Annotated in this window: 5 protein-coding genes and 1 pseudogene; 1 reads left to right on the forward strand and 5 read right to left on the reverse strand. The window is 77.0% G+C overall.

Annotated features, from left to right (window positions below; genetic code table 11):
• Positions 1 to 798: pseudogene (locus tag Q7T67_RS05740) on the reverse strand (hypothetical protein); the annotation flags it as partial.
• A gap of 228 nt (positions 799 to 1,026) precedes the next feature.
• Between Q7T67_RS05740 and Q7T67_RS05745 the strand changes: the two are divergent.
• A complete protein-coding gene (locus Q7T67_RS05745) occupies positions 1,027 to 1,755 on the forward strand; it encodes a sensor histidine kinase (protein ID WP_304786894.1) in 729 nt (242 codons plus the stop codon).
• Positions 1,756 to 1,761: 6 nt separating this feature from the next.
• On the opposite strand, the gene Q7T67_RS05750 is transcribed toward Q7T67_RS05745, so the two are convergent.
• From Q7T67_RS05750 to Q7T67_RS05765, 4 genes are all read right to left on the reverse strand, one after another.
• Positions 1,762 to 2,805, reverse strand: coding sequence for an endonuclease/exonuclease/phosphatase family protein (locus Q7T67_RS05750; RefSeq protein ID WP_304786896.1), 1,044 nt, complete (start codon positions 2,803 to 2,805; stop codon positions 1,762 to 1,764).
• Between the two features lie 127 nt (positions 2,806 to 2,932).
• A complete protein-coding gene (trxA, locus tag Q7T67_RS05755) occupies positions 2,933 to 3,253 on the reverse strand; it encodes a thioredoxin (RefSeq protein ID WP_304786898.1) in 321 nt (106 codons plus the stop codon).
• A gap of 207 nt (positions 3,254 to 3,460) precedes the next feature.
• Entirely contained in the window at positions 3,461 to 4,252 is a 792-nt protein-coding gene (locus Q7T67_RS05760; protein WP_304786900.1) for a polyprenol monophosphomannose synthase, read from the reverse strand.
• Positions 4,253 to 4,307: 55 nt separating this feature from the next.
• On the reverse strand, positions 4,308 to 4,701 hold a 394-nt coding region (locus Q7T67_RS05765; RefSeq protein WP_304786902.1), incomplete at its 5' end, for a glycosyltransferase.

Below are 4,701 nucleotides of genomic sequence, written 5' to 3' on the forward strand. Positions count from 1 at the left end.
GCCGGCGACGAGCGGCACCGCGGCCGGGGGCGGGCCGGTCTGCCCGGCCGCACCCTGCGGGGGCCCACCGCGACCGGCCAGGTCCTGCGGGGGCGCACCGCGCCCTGTCGCCCCCGGTGCGGCCTCGCCCCGCGCTGCCGCACCGCGGGCGTACGGGCTACCGGTCCACGCCGCACCGGGCCGTGCCGTCCCCGGATCGGGCTCGCCGCCGAACAGGCGCCCGGCGCCGGCCGGGCGATCCGCCCGCGATCGGTCGCGTGTTGCCGCCCGGTCCGCGCCCGGCTCGGCCAGCTCGGCCGCGGTCGGCGTCCGGGGTCGGGGCCGTGGCGACAGGGACGGCGGCGGCGGTCCGTCGTCGGGCTCCCGGTCCCGCAGCCCCGCGATCGTGGCGAGCGCCTCAGGGCCGCCGGACACGCTGAAGAGGACGATCGACGCCGCCAGGACCGCCGTGATCAGGACCGCGCCGACCAGCCAGCCGTAGGCGAGCGAGCCCTCCGACAGCCGCTGCAGCACGAAGATCGCCCCGACGACGCCGAGGGCCAGACCGCCGACCGCCGAGAACCGGTCGCCCCGCTCGCCGTCCACCGGCGGGAGGCCCGTCAGGCGCAGGAGCTCCCAGACGGCGACGTAGACGGCGAGGATCCCGACGAGGACCCCCAGCTCGTGCAGGCCCGAGAACTCGATGACGAACCCGCGCCCCTCGATGCGGTACCACGGCAGCATCGCCGCGAGCAGGTAGAGCACCGATCCGCTGAGCAGCACCCTGCGCGGTCCGGAGAAGGTCGGGGATGGCTGCATCGCGGCGACGGGACAGGGGACGAGGACGGCCCGACGACGTCGATCCGCGGGCGCCCCAAGGGTAGTCGGCCCCGGTGCGCCCGCGAGGCGGCCCGGCGGGGGACCGCCTCGGCACCGGCCGTGGCTCGTACGGCGTCCACGGACGGACGACCCCCGTCCGACCGCTTCCAGACCCCGTCTCGACACCCGGATGCGCGACGATCACGCGGCCCTTCCCGGTCCATCGTCGTGCCCAGGTACTCCGTCCCCAGGTCCGCCCTCGCCGGCGCGCTCCTCACCGCCGCCCTCCTCGCCGCCCGTCGGCGCCCGCGGCCCCCTGCCGACCGCGCCGTCGCCGGTCAGGCGGTCGAGGACCTCCTGCGCGGGGAGCGCCGGCGGCAGGAGGACCTCGCGGCCCGGCTGCACGACGGGCCGCTGCAGGGCGTCATCGCGGCCCGCCAGGACCTGCAGGAGCACCTGGCCGGCGAGGACGTCGACCTGCGGGAGACCATCGAGGCGCTCGACGAGGCGGTCGCCGCGCTGCGCGACCTCAACACCGACCTCTACGACGCGGTGCTGCGCGACTCGGGCCTCGAGGCGGCGCTGCGGCAGGCCGCCGACGCGACCGAGCGCCGCGGCGGTCCGCCGATCGCCGTGTCCGTCGGCCCGGGTGCGTCCGGCCCGCACGACGCGCTGCTCGTCCGGGTCGCCAACGAGCTGCTGACGAACGTCCGCAAGCACGCCGGCGCCCAGCGCGCCCGGGTCCTCCTCGTGCGCGGCGAGCACGGCCGGGTCCACCTCTCGGTGACCGACGACGGCGTGGGCATGGATCCCGAGGTCCTGTCCGACGCGGCGCTCGAGGGCCACCTCGGGCTGCGCTCGATCACGCGCCGCATCGCCGACGCCGGCGGCACCGTGCGCGTGCGCCCGCTCGCCCCGGGCGCCGAGGTGGAGGTCCGCCTCCCCGGCGCGGTCTGACCGGCCTCAGCGCCCCTGCCGCGGCACGATCCGCGCCCACACGGCCCGGTGGTCGCTGCCGGCGATCCTCAGCACGCCGGACGAGGTCGGTCGCCACGGGCCGCTGGTGAGGACGTGGTCGATCGCGGGGCGGACGATCCCGAACGCCGTCCAGGTGGCGTGGAGCCCCTGGCCGGTCTCGGCCGCCGCGTCGTCGCAGCCCGACGCCAGGACGGCCCGCAGCGGCGAGTGGTCGATCGTGGCGTTCAGGTCGCCGCCCACGATCCAGTCGTTCCGGCAGAACCGCCGCAGCGCGAGCTGGTCGCGGCGCCAGTCGCTCTGGGACGACCCCGGCCGCGGCGGCAGCGGGTGGACGGCGGCGATCTTCGGGCCGGGCCCGGCCGCCGTGGTCGCCGTCCCGTCGGGTCCCGACAGGCGCGACAGGCGGATCCGCACCTGGCCGTGGGCCCCCGGGTCCGGCGGCGGCTCGGTCAGACGCACGGGGCCGAGGGCCTGGCGGACGACGAGCGACGTGGGGCCCGCGGAGTCGTCGTCGGGCGACTCGGCGTCCCGGTCGCTCTCCGCGATCCACCGCTCGCCGCGGGCCGCGGTCAGCGCCGCCGCGATCTGCCGGGCGCGGGTGGCGTTCGTCTCGGGCAGCGTCACGACGTCCGCACCGGTGCGGCGGACGAGGTCGACGAGGACCGGCGGGGGGACCACGGACCGCAGCAGGTTGGCGGTCAGCACCGTCACCCCCGGAGCGTCCTCGGGTCCCGGGGCGGCGGAAGAGACGGCCCGCGGGGCGATCTGGACCGCGGCGGCGACGGCGGCGAGCAGGAGCACGACGGCGGGCGCCCGGGGCCACCGCCGACGCCACGCCGCGAGCGACCACCCGACCGCGAGGACCAGCGCGAGCCCCGTCAGCAGCGGCCGCATCGCCGTCAGCTGCGCGATCGGCGCCAGGGTGTCGAAGCGCCGGCCTCCGGGCACGGGCACCGCGTTGGCCCAGAGCACGGCGGCGGCGACCACGACGAACAGCCACGGCGCCGGGCGCGAGGGTCGGAACGGCATCGGCGCAAGCCTGACACCGGTGGGCGGGCGACGCGCCCCGGAACGACCACGGGCCGCGCGATGCGCGGCCCGTCGGGACGATCCGGTGGTCCGGGAGGCGCCGTGGGCGCGCCCCGGACCGGTGGGATCAGACGCCGAGGATCTGGTCGATCTCCTTGTTGAGCCGCGGCTTCGGCATGGCGCCGACGATCTGGCCGGCGGGCTCGCCGTTCTTGAAGACGATCATCGTCGGGATCGACATGATCCCGTACTTCGCGGCCGTCTGCTGGTTGTCGTCCGTGTTGAGCTTCACGACGCGGACGTCGGAGCGCTCGCCGTCGATCTCCTCGAGGACCGGGCTCACGGCGCGGCACGGACCGCACCAGGGGGCCCAGAAGTCGACGATCGTGGCCTGGTCGCTCTCGATGACCTCGGCCTGGAAGTTGCTGTCGGTGACGTCAGTCGCCATCTCTTCTGCTCCTCGTCGGTTCCGCACCCCGCCGTCGTGGACGGGTGGTGCGGGGATGCTCGGGCGGATCCCGTTCATCCACTATACAAAATGAAGTACTCGGCCTCAACGGCCGGTGGAACGGGCGGTGCGGCGTGCCCGGGCGCCCGGAGGGACCGCCGTTCCGAGGCTACCGGCCGCGGGCCGCCCGGCGGGGAGGACGGGGCCTCAGGACGGGCGCGCGTCGCCCGCGGGAGCGCCCGTGCCGGCACCCACGGGGGCCCGCCAGCCCGAGCGCCGCAGCGCCGGGACGAGGACGACGGCCTCGCGCGCGATCCGCCAGTTCATCTTCGACGTCCCGGCCGTGCGGTCGCGGAAGACGATCGGCACCTCGACGACCCGGAAGCCCGAGAGCACCGCCCGCCAGGTCAGCTCCACCTGGAACGCATAGCCGACGGACCGCACCGTCGGCACGTCGATCGCGCGGAGGACGTCGCCGCGGAAGCACTTGAAGCCGCCCGTCAGGTCGCGGACGCGCAGGCCCAGCGTCCGCCGGGCGTACCAGGAGCCGCCGCGCGAGATCACCCGGCGCAGCAGCCCCCAGTCGGAGACGCCGCCGCCGGGGACGTAGCGGGAGCCGAGCGCCAGGTCCGCCCCGCCGCGCACCGCGTCGAGCAGCCGCGCGAGGTCCGCCGGGTCGTGCGAGAGGTCGGCGTCCATCTCCATCACGTGCGTCGCGCCGGCATCGAGTGCCACGCGGAAGCCCGCCTTGTACGCGGGTCCCAGACCCTCGGGGCGCTCCCGGTGGAGCACTTGGACCTCGTCGGGGTGCGCGGCCGCGAGCCGGTCGGCGATCTCGCCCGTGCCGTCCGGTGAGCGGTCGTCGACGACGAGGATGCGGAAGCCCTCCGGGCAGGCGGCGGCGAGGACCTCTCGCGAGAGCTGCACCACGCGCTCGACGTTCTCGGCCTCGTCGAACGTCGGGATGACCAGCCACGGGACGTGGACGACCGACGACATGCGCCGGAACGGTAGTGACCCGGCGGCCCGGCCGCCGTCCCGAGTCCCCCCGGGCTCAGCCCAGGAGCGCGGGGAGCAGCTCGTCCCGGACCACCGCGTCCACGCGCGCGGCGGCGAACCGGCCGCGGATCAGCTCGCGGGCGCGGACCGCGTCGTCGGCGCCCGACGACCGCGGGGCGTCCAGGGCGGTGCGCAGCGCCGCGCCGAGCGCGGCCGCGTCGTCCGGGCGGTCGACGACGAGCCGGGGCGACACCGCACGGGCGACGGAGAGCGCCAGGTAGGCGCCGGGTGCCGTCGTCGTGACGAGCCGGCAGCCCGCCGCGAGGGCCTCGAGCTGGACGAGCCCGTGGTCCTCCCGGCGGGGCGCGATCACGAACGCGCGGGCGCGGGCGAGCAGCGCGGCGAACGCGTCGCGGTCCAGCGCACCGGCGTCGCGGACGCCCGGGGGC

It is taken from the genome of Patulibacter sp., from assembly GCF_030655195.1.
In the GTDB taxonomy this organism is placed as follows: Bacteria; Actinomycetota; Thermoleophilia; order Solirubrobacterales; family Solirubrobacteraceae; genus Patulibacter.